The organism is Benzoatithermus flavus, assembly GCF_037908215.1.
Classification (GTDB): Bacteria; Pseudomonadota; Alphaproteobacteria; order Geminicoccales; family Geminicoccaceae; genus Benzoatithermus; species Benzoatithermus flavus.
Window position 1 is genome coordinate 144,952 of record NZ_JBBLZC010000006.1, and the last position, 16,954, is coordinate 161,905.

16 protein-coding genes are annotated in these 16,954 nt (G+C 70.9%); 4 read left to right on the forward strand and 12 right to left on the reverse strand.

Features of this window, described 5'->3' with window-relative positions; all coding sequences use genetic code 11:
- Positions 1-11: 11 nt before the first annotated feature.
- The 5 genes from U1T56_RS08215 to U1T56_RS08235 form a co-directional block, all read right to left on the reverse strand.
- Positions 12-1,109: an alkene reductase gene (locus U1T56_RS08215; protein WP_418158967.1), complete on the reverse strand. Its 1,098-nt coding sequence runs from the start codon at positions 1,107-1,109 to the stop codon at positions 12-14.
- 23 nt (positions 1,110-1,132) lie between these two features.
- Positions 1,133-1,465, reverse strand: coding sequence for a thioredoxin (gene trxA, locus U1T56_RS08220; RefSeq protein ID WP_418158968.1), 333 nt, complete (start codon positions 1,463-1,465; stop codon positions 1,133-1,135).
- 52 nt (positions 1,466-1,517) lie between these two features.
- Positions 1,518-2,099, reverse strand: a complete 582-nt coding sequence (locus U1T56_RS08225) for a TetR/AcrR family transcriptional regulator (protein ID WP_418158969.1) — start codon at positions 2,097-2,099, stop codon at positions 1,518-1,520.
- Between the two features lie 133 nt (positions 2,100-2,232).
- A complete protein-coding gene (locus U1T56_RS08230) occupies positions 2,233-4,533 on the reverse strand; it encodes a xanthine dehydrogenase family protein molybdopterin-binding subunit (RefSeq protein WP_418158970.1) in 2,301 nt (766 codons plus the stop codon).
- Position 4,534: 1 nt separating this feature from the next.
- Complete coding sequence (locus tag U1T56_RS08235) at positions 4,535-4,927, reverse strand: (2Fe-2S)-binding protein (protein WP_418159041.1); 393 nt, start codon at positions 4,925-4,927, stop codon at positions 4,535-4,537.
- A 219-nt stretch (positions 4,928-5,146) separates the two neighbouring features.
- Here U1T56_RS08235 and U1T56_RS08240 point away from each other — a divergent pair, with 219 nt between their 5' ends.
- Complete coding sequence (locus U1T56_RS08240; protein ID WP_418158971.1) at positions 5,147-6,319, forward strand: adenylate/guanylate cyclase domain-containing protein; 1,173 nt, start codon at positions 5,147-5,149, stop codon at positions 6,317-6,319.
- Positions 6,320-6,343: 24 nt separating this feature from the next.
- On the opposite strand, the gene U1T56_RS08245 is transcribed toward U1T56_RS08240, so the two are convergent.
- Together U1T56_RS08245 and U1T56_RS08250 are read right to left on the reverse strand one after the other, a co-directional pair.
- Positions 6,344-6,757 carry a cupin domain-containing protein gene (locus U1T56_RS08245; RefSeq protein WP_418158972.1) on the reverse strand — a complete coding sequence of 138 codons (414 nt, stop codon included), beginning with the start codon at positions 6,755-6,757 and terminating at the stop codon, positions 6,344-6,346.
- 95 nt (positions 6,758-6,852) lie between these two features.
- Complete coding sequence (locus U1T56_RS08250; protein WP_418158973.1) at positions 6,853-8,784, reverse strand: adenylate/guanylate cyclase domain-containing protein; 1,932 nt, start codon at positions 8,782-8,784, stop codon at positions 6,853-6,855.
- 101 nt (positions 8,785-8,885) lie between these two features.
- Between U1T56_RS08250 and U1T56_RS08255 the strand changes: the two genes are divergently transcribed.
- Both U1T56_RS08255 and U1T56_RS08260 read left to right on the forward strand, forming a co-directional pair.
- Positions 8,886-9,770, forward strand: a complete 885-nt coding sequence (locus U1T56_RS08255) for a diacylglycerol/lipid kinase family protein (RefSeq protein WP_418158974.1) — start codon at positions 8,886-8,888, stop codon at positions 9,768-9,770.
- Positions 9,767-10,597 carry an inositol monophosphatase family protein gene (locus U1T56_RS08260; protein WP_418158975.1) on the forward strand — a complete coding sequence of 277 codons (831 nt, stop codon included), beginning with the start codon at positions 9,767-9,769 and terminating at the stop codon, positions 10,595-10,597. The genes U1T56_RS08255 and U1T56_RS08260 overlap by 4 nt, the downstream gene beginning before the upstream one ends.
- Before the next feature lie 4 nt (positions 10,598-10,601).
- Here the strand turns inward: U1T56_RS08260 and U1T56_RS08265 are convergent, their stop codons facing one another.
- On the reverse strand, positions 10,602-11,783 hold the full coding sequence (locus U1T56_RS08265; protein WP_418158976.1) for a YbfB/YjiJ family MFS transporter: 1,182 nt from the start codon (positions 11,781-11,783) through the stop codon (positions 10,602-10,604).
- Between the two features lie 136 nt (positions 11,784-11,919).
- Between U1T56_RS08265 and U1T56_RS08270 the strand changes: the two genes are divergently transcribed.
- Complete coding sequence (locus tag U1T56_RS08270; RefSeq protein WP_418158977.1) at positions 11,920-12,828, forward strand: DUF1186 domain-containing protein; 909 nt, start codon at positions 11,920-11,922, stop codon at positions 12,826-12,828.
- A gap of 9 nt (positions 12,829-12,837) precedes the next feature.
- Here the strand turns inward: U1T56_RS08270 and U1T56_RS08275 are convergent, their stop codons facing one another.
- Genes U1T56_RS08275 through folP form a run of 4 tightly spaced genes read right to left on the reverse strand, consistent with a single transcriptional unit; the run spans position 12,838 to position 16,948 of the window.
- Positions 12,838-13,413, reverse strand: coding sequence for an anthranilate synthase component II (locus U1T56_RS08275; RefSeq protein WP_418158978.1), 576 nt, complete (start codon positions 13,411-13,413; stop codon positions 12,838-12,840).
- Positions 13,410-14,900 carry an aminodeoxychorismate synthase, component I gene (gene pabB, locus U1T56_RS08280; RefSeq protein ID WP_418158979.1) on the reverse strand — a complete coding sequence of 497 codons (1,491 nt, stop codon included), beginning with the start codon at positions 14,898-14,900 and terminating at the stop codon, positions 13,410-13,412. The genes U1T56_RS08275 and pabB overlap by 4 nt, the downstream gene beginning before the upstream one ends.
- 42 nt (positions 14,901-14,942) lie before the next feature.
- Positions 14,943-15,875: an L-threonate dehydrogenase gene (ltnD, locus tag U1T56_RS08285; RefSeq protein WP_418159042.1), complete on the reverse strand. Its 933-nt coding sequence runs from the start codon at positions 15,873-15,875 to the stop codon at positions 14,943-14,945.
- A complete protein-coding gene (gene folP, locus U1T56_RS08290) occupies positions 15,875-16,948 on the reverse strand; it encodes a dihydropteroate synthase (protein WP_418158980.1) in 1,074 nt (357 codons plus the stop codon). The genes ltnD and folP overlap by 1 nt, the downstream gene beginning before the upstream one ends.
- Between the last annotated feature and the right edge of the window lie 6 nt (positions 16,949-16,954).

The window sequence follows — 16,954 nt, forward strand, 5'->3', positions numbered from 1 at the left end:
CGATGGGACGTTCAGCCGAGCCGCGCGAGGGCGGCGGCCGGGTAGTCGGTGTAACCCTTGGCGTCGCCGCCGTAGAAGGTGCTCTGGTCGGGCTCGTTCAGAGGCGTGCCCGTGAGGAAGCGGAGCGGCAGGTCGGGGTTGGCGATGAAGAGCTTGCCATAAGTGACGGCGGTGGCCCAACCGCGCTCGATCGCTTCGGCTCCGCGCGCGGCGTCGTAGCCGCCGTTGGCGAGATAGGGGCCGTGCCAGCGCTCGCGGATCCGGCGTAAGATTTCCTGCTGCTCCGGGCTCAAGGGCGCACCCATCTGCTCGACCACGTGGAGGTAGGCGAGGCCGAAGCGGTTCAGGGCCTGGGCGGCATGGCCGAAGGTCGTGGCGGGATCGCTGTCGGACATGCCGTTGAAGGGGTTCAGGGGCGAGAGGCGCACGCCGACCCGGTCCGCACCCCAGACCTCGGCCACGGCCTCCGTGACCTCGAGCAGGAAACGGGCCCGGTTCTCGGGGCTGCCGCCGTAGCGGTCGGTGCGTCTGTTGGTGCCGTCGCGCAGGAACTGGTCGATCAGGTAGCCGTTGGCGCCGTGCACCTCGACGCCGTCGAAACCCGCCGCTTTGGCGTATTCTGCGGCGCGGCGGAACTGGGCGACGAGACCCGGGATCTCGTCCGTCTCGAGCGCCCGTGGGATGGGATGCGGCTGCATCCCGTCATAGGTCCAGGACTGGCCCTCGAGCCGGACGGCCGAGGCCGAGACCGGAAGCGCTCCACCGGGCTGGAACGATTCGTGGCTGACCCGGCCGCAATGCCAGAGCTGGACGACGATCCGGCCGCCGGCCGCGTGCACGGCGTCGGTCACCTTGCGCCAGCCTTCGGCCTGGGCCTCCGTATAGAGGCCGGGGGTCAGGATGTAGCCTTGCGCACCGGGGCCCATCTGCGTCGCCTCGGTGACGATCAGACCGGCCGAGGCGCGCTGCGCGTAGTAGAGGGCTGCCAGCGGACCAGGCACCTCGTCGCGCCGAGCGCGGCTGCGGGTGAGCGGCGCCATCAGGACCCGGTTCGGGATCTCGATGGCGCCGAGACGGGTCGGGGTGAACAGGATGGAAGAAGTGGGCATCGCCGATCTCGCACGCGAGGAGGTCAGAGGGTGTCGTCGATCCAGGCCTGGAGCCGGGCCTTGGGCAGAAGACCTACCTGGCTTCCGACCGGTTGGCCGTCCTTGAACAGGAAGAGAGTCGGCACGCTGCGGATGCCGAAGCGGACCGCGGTCTCGGGGTTGGCGTCGACGTCGAGCTTCACGACCGTGACCTTGCCGGCGTTCTCCTGCGCCAGATCCTCGAGGATCGGCGCCAGCGCCTTGCAGGGGCCGCACCAGCTCGCGGTGAAGTCGACCAGCACCGGGCTCGGTGCGGCCAGCACGTCGCTGGCGAACGAGCCGTCGGTGATCTCGCGAACGGCCTTGCTTTCGGCCATGGGATCGTCTCCTGTTCGTTACTGAACGGTCAAGAATACGGGACGGTCCTGCTCAACGCAGGACCTCGGCCACGGCGGCCACGGCATCGTCGAGCCAGGCCGGATCGGGGCGCGCGCGGGCGAGGACCAGCATTCCCTCCATGCACACGGTGAGAAACCGGGCGAGCCGCACCGGGTCGTGGGTCGCTGCGATCTCGCCGCGCGCCTGCGCCTGCCGCACGGCGGCCGCGAAGGCGCGCTCGAACCGGTCGAGGCTCCGCGCCGCCTGACAGGCGAGGTCGGGATCGCGGTCGGCGAGCTCGATGGCGCAATTGGTGACGAGACAACCCTTGCGCTCGCGATCGCAGGCCGCATCGCGGGCAAGGCCTTGAAAGAGCGCCAGGATCTCGGTCCGGCCGGCCTGTGGGGTTTCGAGGACGGCGAGGCGCTCGCCGAGGGCCGTGTCGAGATAGCGGGCGAGCGCTTTCAGGAACAGGCGGCGCTTGTCGCCGAAGGCGCCGTAGAGGCTGCCGCGGTGAAGCCCGGTCGCCTGCTCGAGCTCGTCGAGGGTGGCACCCTCGAAGCCCTTGGCCCGGAACACCTCGAGCGCCCGCTGCAGCACCTGCTCCTCGTCGAACTCGCGCGGTCTCGCCATGACGGATGGTCTCCTCGCAAAGGAGATGATATTTCTGACCGTTCGTTCAAGAACCGACTCCGACGCATGGCCGGGTTGCGAAAAGAAAGGTGGCGGCCCGAACGGGCCGCCACCGCTTCCGGACCGCGCGGGCTCAGATCGCCTTCAGATCCTCGTGGACGATCGGCAGGCTGCGGATGCGCTTGCCGGTCGCGGCGAAGATGGCGTTGCACAAGGCAGGCGCAAAGGGCGGCACGCCGGGCTCGCCCACGCCGCCCGGAGGTGCTTCGCTCTCGACCAGATGCACTTCGATCCGCCGCGGCGCGTTCGCCATGCGCGCCACCGGATAGTCGTGGAAATTGCTCTGCTGGATGGCGCCGTCCTTGGCCGTGATCTCGCCGAAGAAGGCAGCGCTCAGCGCGTAGATGCAGGCACCTTCCATCTGCGCCTTCACCCGGTCGGGGTTGACGACCGTGCCGGCATCGACCGCCATCACCACGCGCGGGATGTGGACCGTACCGTCCGGCGCCACCTCGGTCTCGACCACGGTCGCGACGTAGGTGAGGAAGCTGCGGTGCGCGGCGATGCCCATCCCGCGTCTGGGCCCGAGCGGCTGCCCCCAGCGCGCCTTCTCGGCGGCGAGCTTCACGACGTGCGCGAGCCGGCCGGTGTCAACGGGGTAGATCTCGACCGAGCCGTCGTAGTTGAAGTAGTCGGCGACACCGCCCTGCGTGAGATCGATATGGCGCGGCGGGCCGATCAGCTCGAGGAGATACTCGACCCGGTCGCGGTTGCCGGCGGCCACGGCGAGCTCGTCGACGAAGCTGCCGATGGCGAAGGCGTGGAAGATGTTCTGCACCGAGCGCTTCCAGCCGATGCGCACGTGCACGTCGGCCTCGCCCGCCTCGAGGCGGATGTTCGGGATGGCGTAGGGCAGGTCGGTGAGGCCGAAATCGAGCTCCCAGCCCCAGGGCAGGCGCTGGGTCTGGTCGAAGATCGACATGATGGGCGGGAACACGGTGCGGTGATGCCAGGCGACCGGCTTGCCGTCGGCGCCCAGGGCGGCGCGGACGGTCTGCGCCGCGGCGGCGTGATAGTAGCCGTTCCTGATGTCGTCCTCGCGGCTCCAGGTGACCTTGACCGGGGCACCCACGGCCTTGGAGACGAAGGCGGCCTCGGCGCCGAAGTCGGGCTTGGACTTGCGGCCGAAGGCGCCGCCCAGGAGGGTGACGTGCGCCGTGACGTTCGCGGCGTCCATGCCGATCGCGGCGGCGGCGGTCTTGCGCAGCGCCTGCGCGTCCTGACAGCAGGCCCAGACCTCGGCCCGGTCGTCCCGCACGTCGGCGACGGCGGCCGGGACCTCCATCGGCGCATGGACGAAGTGCGGACTCCAGTAGGCCGCCTCCACCACCTTCAGGCTCCTGTCGGCGAAGGCGGCATCGACGTCGCCCTCGACCCGGCGCACCTTGCCCGGTTTCGTCGCCGTGGTCTCGAGCGCCTTGCGGTAGGCGCTGGATTCGTAGACCGCGTGGGGCCCGGGATCCCACTGGATCTTCAGACGCTTCCTGCCCTCCATGGCGGCCCAGGTGTTGCTCGCGACCACGGCGAGACCACCCAGAGCCTGGAACTCGACCGGCTCCTTGGGCGGCGGGATCTCCACGACCCGCTCCACCCCCGGCACCTTCAGGGCCTCGCTCGCGTCGTAGGACACGAGCCTGCCGAGCAGCACCGGGCAGCGCTGGATCGAGGCGTACTTCATGCCGGGAAGCCGCACGTCGATACCATAGACCGCCCGGCCGTGGGTGATGTCGTCGAGATCGACCTGGCGCATCGGCTTGCCGATGTAGCGCCAGTCCTTGCGGGGCTTCAGCTTCAGCTCCTCGGGCCGCGGCACCGGCAGCTCGGCCGCGATGGGCGCCAGCTCGCCGAATCCGGCCTTCCTGCCCGTCGCGACCTCGACGAAGCCCTCGCCCTGCTTCTCGCGCCGGACATGCACGACCTCGTGGTTGCGCGCCCGGCACTCGGAGACGTCGACGCCCCAGCTCTTCGCAGCCGCCTGCTCCAGCATCATCCGCGCCGCGGCGCCGAACTCGCGCATGCGCTGGAAGTTCTTGACCACGCTGCGCGAGCCGTCGGTGTACTGGTCGCCGTATTTCTCGTCGCCCTCGGCTTGGGTGACGACGATGCGGTTCCAGTCCGCCTCGAGCTCGTCGGCGAGGAGCTGGGCCAGGCCCGTGCGGATGCCCTGGCCCATGTCGGAGCGGTGCGCGGTGAGCGTCACCGTGCCGTCGATGCCGATCGAGACGAACAGGTTGGGGGCGAAGGGTGTCGGCAGGTTGGGGACCGCGAGCGCGCGGCCCGACGCCAGGAATTCGCCGCCCAGGACGAACGTGGCGGAGCCGGCAGCAATGCCCCTCAGCACGCCGCGGCGGCTGAGATTGACGATGGCGCGCATGTCAGATGGCCTCCGCTGCCGCCTTGATCGCCGTGCGGATGCGCGTGTAGGTGCCGCAGCGGCAGATGTTGGTCATGACTGCGTCGATCTCGGCGTCGGTGGGTTTGGGGTGCTCCTTCAGGAGAGCCGCCGCCGCCATGATCTGGCCGCTCTGGCAGTAGCCGCATTGGGGCACGTCGTGCTCGGCCCAGGCCTTCTGCACCGGATGGTCGCCGTTGGCCCCCAGCCCTTCGATGGTGGTGACGGCGCCGGTGACGCTACCGACCGGGACGCTGCACGAGCGGGTCGCGGCCCCGTCGATGTGGACCGTGCAGGCGCCGCACTGGGCGATGCCGCAGCCGTACTTGGTGCCCGTGAGGCCGATGACGTCCCTGATCACCCAAAGAAGCGGCATCTCGGGCGGCACGTCGATCTCGTGCCGTACGCCGTTCACGACAAGGCTCACTGTCACGTCGTTGCCTCCCTTTGTATGTTCAATGAGCATTTCAGCACGCGGCGTGTTCAGCCACAATATGGAGTCGGCACCATAGCCGATGTGAAAAGCTCGTATCGGTGCGGAGATAGCGGACCATCGGCTGGATTCCCGCAAGCGAGCTGCCGTGAAGGACACACCATGCTCATTGCCGACCTGGCCGCCTGGCTCGTCGAGGAGAGCGAGCGCCGCGGGGAGCTTTCGTCTCTCTTCGAGGGCTTCTGCACCCGGCTCGATGCGGCCGGGCTCGGGCTCTGGCGGACGACGCTGGGCCTCGAGACGCTGCATCCCGAGCTCAGCGGCATCATGCTCCGCTGGCACCCGCAGGCGGGCATGCTCGAGCCGCGCAAGACCCCGCGCGCCGGCGTCCTCGCGAGCGAGAGCTACCTGCGCAGCCCGGTCAAGGTCGTGGACGACACGGGCCGGCCGTTCCGCTGGCGCGCCGGCGAGCCCATGCTCGGGATGCCGCTGCTCGCGGAGCTCGCCGGGGAGGGGGTCACCGACTACGTGATGCTGCCGCTGCCGTTCCTCGACGGCTCGCGCACGGCGGTGATGTCCTTCGCCACGCGTGCGCCGGGCGGGTTCACGGCCGAGCACTATCGAACGCTGGCGCAGGCGGCGCGCCTCTTCAGCCCCTGGGCGGAGCGGGTGCTCCTGCGCAAGATCGCACTCGGCCTGCTCGAGGCCTATGTCGGCCCGGCGGCCGGGCGGCGCGTCTACGACGGGCAGATCGAACGCGGCGACGTGGAGACGATCACGGCCGCGATCCTGTGCTGCGACCTGCGCGGCTTCACGGCACTCTCGGACCGGCTGCCGCGCCGCGAGGTCGTGGGCCTTTTGAACCGCTGGTTCGAGGTGACGGGCGCGGCGATCGAAGGCGAGGGCGGTGAGATCCTGAAGTTCATGGGCGACGGCCTGCTCGCCGTGTTCCCGATCGAGGGCGAGCCGGCCGCAACCTGCGGGCGAGCACTCCTGGCGGCCGAGGCGGCACTCGCGGGCACGGCAGCGCTCGACCCCGAGCTCGTGGCCGCAGGCCACCACACGCTGCGCTTCGGCGTCGGGCTCCATCGCGGCGACGTCGAGCTCGGCAATATCGGCACGCGCACCCGCCTCGACTTCACGGTGATCGGCCCCGCCGTCAACATGGCGAGCCGGCTCGAGAGCCTCACGAAGGAGCTCGGCGAGCCGGTCGTCGCCTCGGCCGCGTTCGCGGCGGCGGTGGGGCGCCGGATGCGGCCCCTGGGCTCCTACCGTTTGCGCGGGATCGCCGAGCCGGTGGCGGTGTTCGGCCTCGAAGGACCCGCTTTCGCCTGAGCGGGTCCCGCGGGCGGGAAGGACTCAGGGTGCGGGACTCGCCAGCGGCTTGCCCTTCTCGACGACGTAGGTGACGATGACCCGGCTCGGGCGGTCGCCGGTGCCGCGCGCGTTGTGGACCTTGCCCGCCGGAATGATCCAACTGTCGCCCGGCCCCAGGGTTCTGGGCGGCATGCCTTCGACCTCGAGCACGCTGGTGCCTTCGATCTGGTAGCCGAGCTCGGTGCCCGGGTGGGTGTGCCGTCCGCTCTCCACGCCGGGCGGCACCTCGACCAGGACGACGAGGCCTTCGCGGCCCGTGAGATCGGCGAGGTCCGCCTTCTGCAGGACGGTGCGCTTGAACGGCAGCGGCTGAACGTCGGCGGCCGATACGGGAGCGCTCAAGATGGCCGTCGTGGCCACGAGACCGAGCCCGAGGAGAGTGCTACGGATCGTCATGGTTCCTGGCTCCATCGAACGGGAACGGGAATGCTCGCAGGCCCATGGCGAGAGCGCTAGGACGTGCCCGTCACAGAAGGGGCGTTTTCTACCGCTCATCGTTCCGGCAGGCCCGCCTTGCGCAAGCCCTCGACGATCCGCTGGTACTGGGCGAGGAACACGGGATTGTCGGACCAGCCCTCGTGCTGCCAGCGCTCGACGGTGTAGCCCGGCATGACGCGGCGCAGCTCGGCCACGGCGGCCCGGGCCTCGTCCATTCGCCCGGTCCAGGCATAGGCCGAGGCGAGATCGACATAAGCGACCCAGTAGTTGGACCTGCTGCACCAGGCGATGGCGGCCTCGTCCTGGGCGAGGTGGGTGTGAGCGTGGCAGATGCCGAAATACCACAAGCTCAGGAGGGGATCGCGCGGGCTGAGGCGGAGTGCGGTCTCGAGCGGGGCGAAGGCCTCCTCGGCACGGCCGGCGCGGACCAGTGCCCGGCCGATATTGCCGTAGGCCGGCGCCAGATCGCGGTTGCTCGCGATCGCGGCCTGGTACTCGGCGATGGCGGGGTCGAAATCCTTCCGCGCCATCAGGATGTCGCCCCGGACATAGTGCGCCATGGCGTGGTTCGGCGCTCGCGCGAGCACCTGTGCCACCAGCGCCTCGGCGCGGTCCAGATCCTCCTTCGGGGTCGGGCTCCAGCGGCTGTTGACCCGCGTGGAAAGCGTGCGGGCGAGGCCGACCAGAGCCTGGGACAGCCCGGGATCGATGCGCAGCGCCGCCTCGAACAGATCCTGCGCTCTTTGGAGCTGCTCCGCCGAGAGGGGCTGGTTCAGGACCGACCAGGCGCGCATGGCGAGATCGACGGCATCGGGGTCGTTCGGCCGCTCCGCCGCCACGCGGCGGCTCTCGGCGTCGGTCAGCTCGAGATCGAGCGTGCGGGCGAGGCGGCCGGTGATCGCGTCCTGCAGCTCCATCGACCGGGTCCAGTCGCCCTCGATCCGGTCGGCCCACACCTCGCCGCCGGTCGCGGCGTCGATGAGCTGCACGTTGACCCGGACCTGGCTGCCGGCCCGGCGCAGGCTGCCGGTGAGGACGTAGCGCACCCCGAGCTCGCGGCCGACCTGCTTCGGGTCCGAAGGCCTGCCCTTGTAGGCGAAGGCGGTGCTGGAGGCGATGACGAAGCTGCCGTCGATGCGGGCAAGATCGGTGATGAGGTCGTCGGTGATGCCGTCGGCGAAATATTCCTGCTCGGGATCGCCGCCGAGATTGGCGAAAGGCAGCACCGCGATGGACAGGCGGGGGGCCGGGACGGGTGCCGTCGGGCTTCCGGGCGGCAAGATGGTGGCGGGTGCCGCAGGAACGGCCGGGGGAGGACGTTCCAGCCGCCACGCCGCGGCGGAGGCGGCGAGGACTCCAGCGCAAGTCACGGCGAGGAAAAGAGGCCGGCGGCCCGGCAGCCACCGGTGCGCCACGGCGGCCGCGGCGGGCTCCCGAGGCGGCAGGGTGGTCAGGGCGGCAGCCGGCAGGGCATAGACATGGACCGGGCGCGCGATGCTCTTCACCGTCTTTTCGCCCCGATCCTCGAACGGGTAGGGCAGCCGGTCGCGCACCTGCTCGCGGACGATGGCGGAGACGCAGATCCCGCCCGGCTCGGCCAGCCCTTCGAGACGTGCCGCGACGTTGACGTCGTCGCCCAGGATGTCGCGGCCGTCGGCGATGACGTCGCCGACATGGATGCCGATGCGAAAGCGGATGCGCTCGTCCTCGGGCCGGTCGAGGTCGCGCTGCGCCATGGCGCGCTGGATCTCGACCGCCGTCTCGACCGCGCCGACGACGGAGGGGAACTCGACCAGGGCGCCGTCGCCCATCAGCTTGACGATCCGGCCGCCGTGGCCGGCGATGGCGGGCTCGATCAGCTCCTTGCGCACCGCCTTGAGCCGGCGGATGGCGCCGCGCTCGTCGGCCCGGGTCAGGCGCGCATAGCCCACCACGTCCGCCGTGAGCACGGCGGCGAGCCGGCGGTCGGTGCGCAGAGCGGCCAAAGGCCTCGTCCTTCGCGTTGGCTCCCGTGCCATCCCAGAATAGACTGGCGAGGAATGTCGCGCGAGTTGGAACTGGCACCGCTGCCGTTCGTTGCTGCATCATGCGCGTGACCGTCATCCACAACCCGTCGGCCGGCGACGGGGATCTCTCGCGGGACGATCTTCTGGAGCTCGTCTGGCAGGCCGGCCTCACGCCGACCTATGGCGAGGCCAAGGACCCGCAGCTCGCCGCGCTGCTCCGCCAGCCGGCGGAGTTCGTGGCCGCGGCCGGTGGCGATGGGACCGTGGCGAAGCTCGTTCTGGCACTCGAGGACCGGAGCGTGCCGGTCGCGATCCTGCCGGCTGGTACTGCCAACAACATCGCCCGCTCGTTCGGGATCGGCGGGCCGGCGCCGATCGTGATCGACGGCTGGGCCGGTGCCATGCGGCGGCGCCTCAGGGTCGGACATGCCGCGGGGCCTTGGGGCTCCGAGAGGTTCGTCGAGGCGGTCGGGATCGGCGCTCTCGCCGCTGCCATGGCGGCCGCTGCCGGGATGCCGGCGCCGACGGGCGAGCGGATGGCGCGGGCGCGCGAGGCACTGCGGCGAGCGCTGGAAGAGGCGCGACCGCTCGAGGCGGCGGTGACGATCGACGGCGAGGCGCTACCCGGTGATCTCCTGCTCGTCGAGGTCATGAACATTCCTTATGCCGGCTCGGGGCTGAAGCTGGCGCCGCAGGCGGATCCGGGCGACGAGCTCCTCGACGTGGTGGCGCTCGAGGCAGGGCAGCGCGGGGCGATGCTGGCCTGGCTCGCGGAGCCGGAGCCGTCCTCGCCCGCACCGGTGAGCGTGCGGCGCGGGCGGACGGTCGGCTTCATGTGGGCCGGCGAGCCCTTGCATCTCGACGACGAGTTCCCGCGCACACCCGAGCAGCCGGGCCGGGTCGAGCTCGGGCTCGAAGCCGAGCCCGTGATCGTTCTGGTTCCTGCAGCGGCGGGGCCGGCATGAGCGGGGTCGAGCCTCTTCCGGCCACGGAGCTGGCGGCGCTCGAGCGCATGGCGGTGGAGCTCGCCGGGCTCGCCGCGGCCGAGATCACGACCGCCCTCGGGCGGACGCTGGCGGTGCGCTACAAAGGAGCGCGGCCGGGCGAGGTGGCGCCCAAGGACCCCGTCTCGGAGGTCGATCACAAGGTCGAGGTGCTGGTGCGCGCACGGCTCGGCGAGCGCTTCCCCGAGCACGGCATCGTCGGCGAGGAGATCGACGAGCCCGTGCACGGCAGCCACGACATCGTCTGGGTGATCGATCCGATCGACGGCACCGCCAACTTCGTCAACGGCCTGCCGCTGTTCGCGGCCGCGATCGGCGTGCTGCATCGCGGTCGGCCCGTCGCGGGTGCGCTCTGGTGCTCGACCAGCCATGCGCTCAGAGCCGGAATCTATCATGCGCGCGCGGGCGGACCGCTCGCGTTCGAGAACGAGCCTTTGGCGCAGCGCCGCAACGTGGCCTTGCGCCGGCACCTCGCCGGCGAGCCCGAAGCCACGGCGGATACCGATCTGCCCTGGGACGTGCGCAAGACCGGCTCGGCCGCGATCGAGTGCGCGTTCGTGGCGGCAGGTCTGTTGCGGGTCGCGCGCTTCGAGCGGCCCAATGTCTGGGACGTGGGCGGCGGGATAGCGCTGGTGCAAGCCGCCGACGGCGAGGTGCGGGTGCGCGAGGCCGGAGGCTGGGTGCCCTTTACGGGCTTCGGCGACCGGGAGGAGGCGCGCCGCTGGCGCCGGCCCATGATCCTGGGCGAGCGGGACGCGGTCGAGCGCTTGTGCCGCGCTCATTCCTGAGCGCTTAGGCCGTGCGCTCGTGCCGGGTGGCACCGAGGTCGAGCAGGAGCGCCAGGACCAGCGCCGCTGCCCCCAGCGCGAACAGGAGGGCGTAGTCGCCGCTCCGGGCGAACAGGGCCGAGAGACCGTAAGCCGCGGCGGCCTGGCCCAGCGCGAAGGCGGTGGTGGCGATGCTCCAGGCGGCGGCCCGCCGGGCCGGGTCCGCGTGCGGCAGGAGCTCGTGCACGCGGCCCAGGACCAGCGGCACCACACCCGGAACGGAGGCACCGACGACGAGGCTGGAGACGACGAGCCAGAAGGCACCGGGCAGCAGGGCCGGCAGGGCGACGGCTGCCGCCTGCAGCAGCAGCGCCGAGCGCACGGCCAGGCGGAAGCCGATCCGGTCGGCGAGGTGGCCCGCCAGCACCGGCCCGAGAAGGGCACCGACGCCGAACAGCACCCAATAATGGGCGCCGGTCGCGAGACCCCGGCCGAGCCCGCGGGCGACGAAGTCGACGAGGAACACCATGTGCGGGACCAGGCCCACGGCGTCGAGCCCGTACACGACATAGAGCGCCTTCAGCGCCGGTCCCGGATGCGGCGCCGAGAGTGCTGCCGGCCGGACGGGCAGGGCGCCCCCCTCGGGCCAGCCGCTCCAGGCGAGCACGGTGAGGAGGAGCGAGAGGGCGCCGAGGCCGCACCAGGTCAAGGTGAGGCCCACGCGCAAGAGGAGCGGCACCAGCGTGCCGGAGGCGGCGATGCCGAGGCCCACACCGGTGAAGATCGCGCCGCCGGCGAGCCCGCGCCGGGCGGGCGGCACGTGCGGCAGCACGGTGGGTGCCGCCAGCACCATGAGAGCGCCACCGGCGAAACCGGCGGCGAAGCGCCAGAAGAAGAACCAGAGGAAGGGCCAGGGGCCGGCGCAGGCGAAGAAGGCCGCGGTCGCGAGCAGCATCATCGCCCGCAGGACCCGAGCGGCCGGGAACCAGCCCGCCATGCGCCGGCCGAGGAGGGCACCGGCGAGATAGCCCGCGAGGTTGGCAGCACCCAGATAGGCGGCGTCCGACGGGTCGAACCAGCCGGCGCCGATGAGAGCCGGAAGCAGGGGCGTGTAGGCGAAGCGGGCGAGCCCGATCCCGACCAGGCTCGCGCACAGGCCCGCCAGAATCGCCCGCCAGACACCGACGCTCGTGGCCTCGTGGTGCATTCCCGCCTCCGCCTGGATGAGGGAGGGAAGCTAAGCGGCCGGGGTCGGTGCAGAGAACCGCTTTTTCTGCGAAGGTGCCCCCCAGCGCGGTCTGGCAGATGCTATGCTCGGGCCTATGGCCGAAGGAGGCCCAGCCATGCGGATCGAGGAGATCATGAAGGAGCTTTCGGCGGCGGCCGGACTGCCGGAAGAGGCGATCCGGGCCGCCGTGGCGCAGCCGCGCGATTCCGTTCCCGCCTTCGTCGCCGCGATCGAGCGCACGATCGCGAACCCGGCCGAGGACGAGGCTGCGACGGCGGTCTTCTTCATCTTCCATATCCTGGGCGAGATCGGGGCCAAGGAGGCGTACCGGCCGCTCACCCGGCTCCTGCAGCTTCCCTCCGAGCGACTCGACGCGCTCTTGGGCGACAGCATCGCCGAGACCGCGACGCGGGTGATGGTCGGGGTGTTCGACGGCGATCCCGCACCGCTCATGGAGCTGGTCGAGAACAAGCAGGCCGACGAGATGGTGCGGGCGCAGATGCTGGAAGCGCTGGCGGTGCTGGCGCGTCTCGGCCGCTGGGATCGCGGCGGCGCCGAGGCTTACCTGCACGGGCTGACCCAGCGGCTGCAGCCACGGGGCGAATCGTTCGTCTGGGTCGGCTTCGAGCAAGCGGTGGCGATGCTCGGGATGCGCGAGCTGCGTCCGTTCGTCCAGCGGCTGCACGAGCAGGAGTGGATCGATCCCACGATCGGCGACCTCGAGGACTTCGATGCCGATCTCGAGGCGGCGATGGACGATCCGGACGGCCCGCCGCTGCTCTGGGGCAAGCCGTTCGAGCCCTGGGAGGATACGGCCGAGGAGCTGCGCACCTGGCACAGCTTCTCGGGCGAGGCCGAGGCGGACGAGGACCGGGACGAGGACGAGCTCGATCTGCCGGACGAGCACGAGCCTCTGCTCGATCCCTGGCGCCATGTCGGCCGCAACGATCCCTGCCCGTGCGGCAGCGGCAAGAAGTTCAAGAAGTGCTGCCTACCGCGGCTCGAGGCCGAGGGGCTGCTCTGAGGTGCCGCTTCAGATGCGGCCTTCGAGCTGCAGGAAATTGCGCAGGAGGTCGTGGCCGTGCTCGGTGAGGACGGCCTCGGGGTGGAACTGGACGCCCACGATCGGGTGCTCGCGGTGGGCGAGGCCCATGATCTCGCCGTCCTCGCTGCGGGCGGTGACGCGAAGACACTCGGGCAGACCCTCGTCCCGGACGATCAGCGAGTGGTAGCGCGTGACCCTGAGCGGATCCGGCAGGCCGCGGAACACGCTGCTGCCGTCGTGGCGGACCAGCGAGGTCTTGCCGTGCATGGGCCGCAGCGCCCGCGTCACCCGGCCGCCGAGCGCGTCGCCGATGCACTGATGGCCGAGGCAGACGCCCAAGATCGGGATGCGGGCGCCGAAGGTCGCGATCACGGCGTTGCTGATCCCGGCCTCCCTGGGCGTGCAGGGGCCGGGCGAGACGACGATGTGGCTGGGTGCCAGGGCCGCGATCTCGCTCAGCGTGATCGCGTCGTTGCGCACGACGAGGCGGGGATGGCCGAGCTCGCTCACGTAGCGGGCGAGGTTCCAGACGAAGCTGTCGTAGTTGTCGATCAGGAGGATCAAAGCGCACCTCGCAGGGCCTCGATCAGCGCCTTGGCCTTCGCCAGCGTCTCGTCGTACTCGGCCGAGGGATCGCTGTCGGCGACGATGCCGCCGCCGGCCTGGAACGCGACCCGCCGGCCCTTGATGGCATAAGTGCGGATCGTGATGCTGGTGTCCATCCAGCCGTCGAAGCCGAGCCAGCCGATCGCCCCGCAATAGGGGCCGCGGCGGGTGGGCTCGAGCTCGGCGATGATCTCCATGGCGCGAATCTTGGGGGCACCGGTGATCGAGCCGCCGGGGAAGGTGGCGCGTAAAAGATCGACCGCATCGAGCCCTGCCGCGAGCTCGCCCGTCACGGTCGAGACCAGGTGATGCACGGTGGCGAAACTCTCGAGCACGCAGATCTCGGGTGTCAGCACCGTATGGTCGGCGCAGACGCGCGAGAGGTCGTTCCTCAGGAGATCGACGATCATCACGTTCTCGGCCCGGTCCTTCTCGCTCTCGAGGAGCTCGCGCGCGAGGCGCTCGTCGGTCTCGGGCGAACTGCCGCGCGGCCGGGTGCCCTTGATCGGGCGGGTCTCCACCTTCCGGCCGCGCAGCTCCAGGAAGCGTTCGGGCGAGGCCGAGGCGATCGCCACCTCGCCGAAGTCGAGGAAGGCCGCGAAGGGTGCGGGGTTGCGGCGGCGCAGGCGGTGGTAGAGGTCGAAGGGCGAGAGGCCTTGCGGCAGCTCGGCGAGGAAGCGTTGCGACAGGTTGGCCTGGAAGATGTCGCCGGCGAGGATGTAGTCGACGACGCGCTGCACCGCGGCCTCGTAAGCCGAACGCGTGAAGTTCGAGGCAATGGCGACGAGGCTCTCGGGCTCCGGCGGGTCCACGGGCCCGGCCGCCCGATCGAGGCGGGCCGCGAGCTGGTCGAGCCGGGCCTTCTGCCGGTGCATGACGGCCTGCGGCGTGGTCTCGGGCCAGCCGCTCGAAAGAATCCAGGCCCGCCGGTCGAGAACGTCGAAGGCGAGCACGGCATCGTAGAAGCCGAGCACGAGGTCGGGAAAGGCGAGATCGTCCTCGGCCGGGTAGGGCAGGCGCTCGAGATGGTGGCAGAGATCGTAGCCGAGATAGCCGATCGCACCGGTCTGGAACGGGACCGGCAGGCCGGGATCGTGGTCGAGGCGGTGGTGTGCGAGTGCCCGCTGGAGGACCGCGAAGGGATCGCCCGAGAAGCTGCGCTCGCCGAGGACGATGCGGCCGTCCTTGCTCGAGAGGGTGAGGAAGGGATCGACTGCGACGTAGCTCCAACGGCCGAGCCGCGGATCGGCGCGAGCGCTGTCGAGGAACACAGGATGAGGCAGATCCTTCACCGTCAAGAAGGCGGCGAGCGGATCGAGATAGGCGATCTCGCGGGCGAGAACCCTGGCCGGCATCGGTCGGTCGAGCTCCTGAAGGGCGGCACGGGCGAGGAAGGGCCCGCCGAGGCGGCCCGAGATTAGAACCGACCGGCGCTCCCAGTCCATGATTGCATGGTGTCGCCGACCTGCCGCCGCAGGGTCCCGCCGTCAGGATCGGGGCTCGGCCTCCTCCTCGGGGCGGCTCACCGCGATTCCGGCGAGGCGCTCGTAGATCTTGACCACGGCCGCGTCGTCCTCCCGGCCGAGTCCGGCCGCGGCCGCCATGAGGAAGAGCTGGTGCGAGGCGGCGGCAAGCGGCAGCGGAAAGCGCAGCTCGCGGGCCGCATCCAGCACGAGGCCGAGGTCCTTGACGAAGATCTCGACCGCCGAGCGCGGGGTATAGTCGCCGTCCAGCATGTGCGGCACGCGGTTCTGGAACATCCAGGAGCTGCCGGCACTGTTCGAGATCACGTCATAGAGAGTGCGCGGGTCGGCCCCGGCGCGCACCCCGAATGCCATAGCCTCGGCGGCCGCGGCGATGTGCACGCCGGCCAGGAGCTGGTTCACCGCCTTCACGGTCGAGCCGATGCCGGGAGCATCTCCGAGCCGGTAGACCTTGGCGGCCACGGCGGCGAGTGCCGTTTCCGCTTTCGCGAACGCCTCGGGCGATCCGCTCGCCATGATCGTGAGCCTGCCGCTCTCCGCCCCGACCACACCGCCGCTCACGGGTGCATCGAGGAGGAGGTGGCCGGTCGTGGCCAGTCGCTCGCCGAAGGCGACGGCGCTGCCGGCCGGCACGGTGCTGGAAAGGATCACGACGGCACCGCGCGGCAGCGCCGGCACGGCCCCGTCCGGGCCGAACAGCGCCGCCTCGGCCTGGGCCGCGCTCACGACCATGACGAGCAGCAGCCCGGCATCGCGCGCGGCCTCCGCCGGCGAGCCGGCCGCCTCGCCGCCCGCGGCGGCGAGCGCTGCCATCGCCTCGGGCCGGACGTCGTAGCCGCGCACGGCGAAGCCCGCACCCACGAGCCGGCGCGCCATGCCCATCCCCATGGCCCCGAGGCCGATCACACCGATCCGCTCGCTGCTCGCAGCCGTCATCATTCTGCCTCCCCCGTCCGGTCGTTCTTCTCGGGTGCCAGCCCGGCCAGCGCTTCCCAGGCGGTCAGGAGCTGCCGGTGCTCGGCGACATCGTGAACACGGAAAAGCTGAATTCCTTGGTTCAGCCCCCAGAGCGTCGCGGCGAGGGTCGAGGGCAGACGCTCGCCCGCCCTCCAGCCCGTCTCGAGGGCGGCGGTCCAGCCCTTGCGCGAAGCACCCAGCAGCACCGGCACGCCGAGCCCGTGGAACAGGGCGAGGTTCCGCAGGATATCAAGGTTCTCGGGCTCGTGCTTGCCGAAGCACAAACCCGGATCGACGATCAGCCGCGTCCTTGCGATCCCAGCTGCGGTACAGGCCTCGATCCGCCCGGCCAGATGGTCGAACACCTCGAGCGCGCAGCGCTCGTAGCGTGGTGCCACGTTCATGGTCGCGGGCGTGCCCTGCATGTGCATGAGCACGACGAAGGCGTTGCAGGAGGCCGCGACCTCGAGGCTCGCCGGGTCGTGAGCGAGCCCGCTCACGTCGTTGATGATCTGGGCACCCGCCGCCACCGCCGCCCGCATGACCGAGGCTTTGCGCGTGTCGATCGAGACGGTGGCACCCTGCCCGGCGAGCCGCTGCACCACGGGCAGCACACGGCGGAGTTCCTCCTCGGCCGGAACTTCCACGGCACCGGGCCGGGTCGATTCCCCGCCGACGTCGACGATGTCGGCTCCTGCCGCCACGAGCCGCAGCCCGTGTGCCACGGCGGCATCCGCACCCTGATGCTGCCCGCCGTCCGAGAAGCTGTCGGGCGTGACGTTCAGGATGCCCATGAGACGGGGGCGGTCGAAAGGTGCCGGCCGGGGTGCGGTCAGATGGGCGAGAAGGGGGTCGTCCCGCGCCGCGATTTCCCCGGCGTCGACCCAGACGCTCTCGAGAGGGCCATCGGTCGGCCAGCGGAGCGCCTCGAACAGGGAGCAGGCCCAGCCTCCGCCGAGGATCGGCCGGGCACGGCCGGCTGCGGTCAGCCGCTCTGCCTCGGCACCGGCATGCAGGGCCGCAGGACGGAGATAATGTCGCGTGCCCGCCATTCCGGC

Coding starts and splice junctions, on each gene's coding strand:
- U1T56_RS08230 (WP_418158970.1), bottom strand. CDS start 4,533: ATGCGCGCCATCGTCAATCTCAGCCGCCGCGGCGTGCTGAGGGGCATT.
- U1T56_RS08235 (WP_418159041.1), bottom strand. CDS start 4,927: ATGCCGCTTCTTTGGGTGATCAGGGACGTCATCGGCCTCACGGGCACC.
- U1T56_RS08245 (WP_418158972.1), bottom strand. CDS start 6,757: ATGACGATCCGTAGCACTCTCCTCGGGCTCGGTCTCGTGGCCACGACG.
- U1T56_RS08215 (WP_418158967.1), bottom strand. CDS start 1,109: ATGCCCACTTCTTCCATCCTGTTCACCCCGACCCGTCTCGGCGCCATC.
- U1T56_RS08225 (WP_418158969.1), bottom strand. CDS start 2,099: ATGGCGAGACCGCGCGAGTTCGACGAGGAGCAGGTGCTGCAGCGGGCG.
- folP (WP_418158980.1), bottom strand. CDS start 16,948: ATGGCGGGCACGCGACATTATCTCCGTCCTGCGGCCCTGCATGCCGGT.
- pabB (WP_418158979.1), bottom strand. CDS start 14,900: ATGGACTGGGAGCGCCGGTCGGTTCTAATCTCGGGCCGCCTCGGCGGG.
- U1T56_RS08260 (WP_418158975.1), top strand. CDS start 9,767: ATGAGCGGGGTCGAGCCTCTTCCGGCCACGGAGCTGGCGGCGCTCGAG.
- U1T56_RS08270 (WP_418158977.1), top strand. CDS start 11,920: ATGCGGATCGAGGAGATCATGAAGGAGCTTTCGGCGGCGGCCGGACTG.
- U1T56_RS08255 (WP_418158974.1), top strand. CDS start 8,886: ATGCGCGTGACCGTCATCCACAACCCGTCGGCCGGCGACGGGGATCTC.
- U1T56_RS08240 (WP_418158971.1), top strand. CDS start 5,147: ATGCTCATTGCCGACCTGGCCGCCTGGCTCGTCGAGGAGAGCGAGCGC.
- U1T56_RS08265 (WP_418158976.1), bottom strand. CDS start 11,783: ATGCACCACGAGGCCACGAGCGTCGGTGTCTGGCGGGCGATTCTGGCG.
- ltnD (WP_418159042.1), bottom strand. CDS start 15,875: ATGACGGCTGCGAGCAGCGAGCGGATCGGTGTGATCGGCCTCGGGGCC.
- trxA (WP_418158968.1), bottom strand. CDS start 1,465: ATGGCCGAAAGCAAGGCCGTTCGCGAGATCACCGACGGCTCGTTCGCC.